Here is a 3,839-nt window from a genome sequence, read left to right as displayed (position 1 = left end):
CACCCGCCCACCCTGGCTGCGAAGTTGACAGTTTGTGATCGAGTTGCGACGCACGGTCGCCAGGCTCTAGCGTGCGGGAAGACCACCACCAGGCAAAAGACGACCCCCACCGGTGCTCCAACACCGACAGGGGTCTAGCCACCGAAGATCGAAAAAGCGAAGAAAGCGATCCCCATGGCTGACAGCCAGTTTAGTGACATCACGCACGCCACACCGCACCCCATGGCCAACCCCGGCTACGGCAAGCGCTCCGCGCCCGGCGAACGCCCCCGCACCGACCGGGACTTCGCGCACCTCCTCCCTCGTGACGCCGCCGTCGCCGCGTACATCGACCGGCTGGCCGACGGCTCCGACATCTCCGTGAAGACGCTGGCCAAGCACCTCCCGTACGGGCAGTGCGCCCTGAGCACCACCCTCAACCGGCTCCAGGACGCAGGACACCTGCGGCGCGGCAGCGAGTGCGTGATCACAGATGAGGTCATGTTCTGGGTGACCCGGACCTTCTTCTCCCGCACCGCACGCGAGGACGCCTGGTGGAACGCCTACACCCGGGGCGACGCCCCGCCGGACGAGCCGCAACGGCCGACCCGCTCGCGGGCGTTCATCCTGCTGGCGGCCCTGGGGCGGACGGCCCCGGCGCTGACGCTGTCCGCCGCCGACTGCGTACGCCTGGAGCCGCAGGCCGGTGAGTGGATCGCCCGGGGCGCGACCGAGGCGGAGCTGCTGCACGCCCTCACCAGCGGGCTGCCGTCTCCCGTCCACTGCGCCGCCCGCCTCGTCGAGCGGCGGCTGCGCGACAAGCTGCCGCCCGAGCCGATCCTGCCGGGGCCCCGGACCGTCCTGCGCACCCTCGAATGCGGCGAGTGCAAAGTGCCCGGCCCGCCCGAAGCGCTCCTCGGCGGCCTCTGCCGGCCGTGCCGAGGGCCGTCTCCCGAGCCGCCGGTGGGCCCGCCGGGAGCCGTGCAGCCGCCCGGCGTACGGGACCGGATGAACGCGGTCCGGGCGGGGCTCGTTCCTCGATCCGAAAGGACATACCGATGACCGTGCAGCTCGCCCGGAGATCCGACGGGCACGATGGAGGGGAGGAGGCGACGCCATGACCCCCAGCTCCGCCGATCACGCACCGCACGCCCAGATGTCCGTCGAGGAGTTCGAGCAGATCGCCCGCGCGGCCCCCGAGACCGTGACGCTTGAGCTCATCAACGGAAAGCTGGAGGTCAAGCCCGTGCCCGACGGGGACCACGACGAGATCATCATGTGGGTCGCCATGCAGTGCATGCAGCAGCAGCCGGAGCTGCGGCTGTACCGCGAACGCGGACTGCGGATCGGCGGATACCGCAACGGCCGCGTCCGCCCGGACGGCACCCTGGCCCGCGCCGGGCGCTTCGCGGGTGACGGCGAGTGGTCGAGCCCGGACCGCGTCCTCATGACCGTCGAAGTCACGTCGCACGACCACGACACGGACCATCGTGATCGCACGGAGAAACGTGACGGGTACGCCGCGGCAGGCATCCCGGTCTACCTCCTGATCGACCGCGACCACGATGCCCTCGTCGTGTACAGCGAGCCGGAGAAGGGCCGCTACCGGCAGCGGACGACGTACGAGTACGGCAAGGCGGCCGCCCTCCCCCACCCCGTCGACATCACCCTGGACACCGAGGACCTCAAGGACTACGCCCGCTGACCCGCGGCCCTCGGCCCTGACGCGGTCAGAGGCCGCCGGTGAAGGCGAACAGGAACGAGAGCGGGTAGAGCACGCCCACAGCTCCCAGGACGAGGCCCGCGAGGCACTGGGTCCGGTTGAACCCGCTGATCAGGCCCAGCACACCGAAGGTGACCGCCAGACTCCCGGCCAGAACGGCGAAGATGCCGAGGAAGAACGCGGCGATCAGCGCGACGACGCCGAGGCCGAGCGAGACGGGCCCGTAGAGGGTTGCGGGGCTTTCGACGGTTCCGGTTCCGGTTCCCATGTCGCTTCCTCGCGTGAAGTGTCAGCGCCGTCCGAGGGTCGGGAACGCCGTTCCCGCACGTACCGGTCCTCTCAACGTTCCCATCATGGCATCCGCCGCCGAACCGCCCCGAGCACCCCTCACCGCACTTCCGCCGTCAACTGCGTCGTCGCCAGTTCGCGGTACAGGTCGTCCGACGCGATCAGCTCCTCGTGCGTCCCCGCCGTGCGGACCCGGCCCTCCTCCAGGACCACGATGCTGTCCGCGTGCCGGACGGTGGAGAGGCGGTGCGCGATGACCAACACCGTGGTCTGCTCAGCCAGTTCGAGGATGACGTCGCGCAGCGCCTGTTCGTTGACCGCGTCGAGCTGCGAGGTCACCTCGTCGAGGAGGAGCAGGCGTGGGCGGCGCAGCAGGGCCCGGGCGATGGCGATGCGCTGGCGTTCGCCGCCGGAGAGGGTGACGCCCCGGTGGCCGACCGCCGTGTCCAGGCCCTCGGGGAGCCGGTCGACCAGGGCGTCCAGGCGGGTCCGGGCCACCGCATCCGTCAGCTCCTTCTCCTCGGCGTCCGGGGCGGCGAAGACGAGGTTCTCCCGCAGCGTCCCGGCCAGGACCGGCGCGTCCTGCTCCACGTACGCGATCGAGGCGCGCAGTTCGGCCAGCGGCCAGTCGCGGATGTCCCGGCCGCCCACCGTGACGGTCCCCGCGTCATGGTCGTAGAAGCGTTCCAGCAGGCTGAACACGGTCGACTTGCCCGCCCCGGACGGGCCCACCAGCGCCACCATCCCGCCGGCCGGCACGTCGAACGTCACGCCCCGGTGCGCGGGGGCGCGCTCGTCCCCGTACCCGAACGTCACGTCCTGGAAGGCGACGCCCAGCGGAGTGCCTGCCTCCGGTACGCCCACGGGTCCGGCGGAGGGTTCTCCCGGCAGCGACTCCACCTCGTCGATCCGCCGCACGGCGGCCAGGCCGCTCTGGAGGCCCGTCCACCCCTCGACCAGGCCGCCGATCGGGCCCATCAGGTAGAAGAGGTAGAGCAGGAAGGCGATCAGGGACGAGATCTCCAGAGAGCCCGACGCCACCCGCGCGCCGCCGACCCCCAGCACTGCCAGGAACGCCAGCTGGATCGACATCGTCATCGTGACCTCGGTGACCGAGGCCCACTTCGCCACCGACACACCCCGGTCGTGCGCATGCCGCGCCGCCTCCGCGACGGCCGCCGTCTCCCGCTCCTCCGCCCCGCTCGCCTTGACCGTGCGGAACGCCTGGAGCACCCGGTCCAGCGCCGCGCCCATCGCACCCACGGACTCCTGTGCGCGGAGCTGCGCGCGCTGAATTCGGGGCATGATCAAGGCGGTTACGGCTCCGATACCGACGACCACCACCAACGTCACGCCGAGCAGCGTCAGGTCCATGTACGCCATGAGGGCGACCGTTCCCAGCAGCATCAGGACGCTGTTGACCGATTCGACGAGCCCGCTGGACAGCACCGTACGCAGCAGCGTCGTGTCGCTCGTGACCCGTGACTGGAGGTCCCCGGGCGTCAGCCGGTCCACCGCCGGGACCTTCAACCGCATGATGCGGCCGACCAGTTGGTCGCGTGCGCGCAGGACGACGCCCTCGCCCGTACGGGCCATGAGGAAGCTCCCGTACGCGGAGAGGCACGCCCCCGCGAGGACGAGCGCGGTCAGCACGACGAGCGGTCCGGCCGGCGAGCGGCCATCGGCGAAGGTGTCCACCGCGTGCTTCGCCATCAGCGGCATGGCCAGCCCCGCCCCGGACCCGGTGAACGAGAGCAGCCCCGCCCGGATCAGGACGCCCCGGTGCGGACGGACCCGGGCCAGGAGCAGACGGAGGGGGGAAGGGCCCGAGGCGGGCGGGGGCGTGGAG

4 protein-coding genes are annotated in these 3,839 nt (G+C 71.4%); 2 read left to right on the top strand and 2 right to left on the bottom strand.

Features of this window, described 5'->3' with window-relative positions:
• Positions 1-222: 222 nt before the first annotated feature.
• Positions 223-1,041: a hypothetical protein gene (locus tag JS521_RS34470; RefSeq protein WP_205086812.1), complete on the top strand. Its 819-nt coding sequence runs from the start codon at positions 223-225 to the stop codon at positions 1,039-1,041.
• A 55-nt stretch (positions 1,042-1,096) separates the two neighbouring features.
• On the top strand, positions 1,097-1,684 hold the full coding sequence (locus JS521_RS34465) for a Uma2 family endonuclease (protein WP_205086810.1): 588 nt from the start codon (positions 1,097-1,099) through the stop codon (positions 1,682-1,684).
• Positions 1,685-1,709: 25 nt separating this feature from the next.
• Here the strand turns inward: JS521_RS34465 and JS521_RS34460 are convergent, their stop codons facing one another.
• Positions 1,710-1,970, bottom strand: coding sequence for a hypothetical protein (locus tag JS521_RS34460; protein WP_205086809.1), 261 nt, complete (start codon positions 1,968-1,970; stop codon positions 1,710-1,712).
• Between the two features lie 119 nt (positions 1,971-2,089).
• Positions 2,090-3,839, bottom strand: a 1,750-nt coding sequence (locus JS521_RS34455) for an ABC transporter ATP-binding protein (protein WP_239488233.1), incomplete at its 5' end; no start/stop codon positions are given.

It is taken from the genome of Streptomyces durocortorensis (genome assembly GCF_016901035.1).
In the GTDB taxonomy this organism is placed as follows: Bacteria; Actinomycetota; Actinomycetes; order Streptomycetales; family Streptomycetaceae; genus Streptomyces; species Streptomyces durocortorensis.
The sequence above is the reverse complement of the archived record's forward strand: the minus strand, read 5'-3'. Positions and strand labels throughout refer to the sequence as shown.

Excerpts from the sequence above, each read along its gene's own strand:
- JS521_RS34470 (WP_205086812.1), top strand. The coding sequence starts at position 223 with ATGGCCAACCCCGGCTACGGCAAGCGCTCCGCGCCCGGCGAACGCCCC.
- JS521_RS34465 (WP_205086810.1), top strand. The coding sequence starts at position 1,097 with ATGACCCCCAGCTCCGCCGATCACGCACCGCACGCCCAGATGTCCGTC.
- JS521_RS34460 (WP_205086809.1), bottom strand. The coding sequence starts at position 1,970 with ATGGGAACCGGAACCGGAACCGTCGAAAGCCCCGCAACCCTCTACGGG.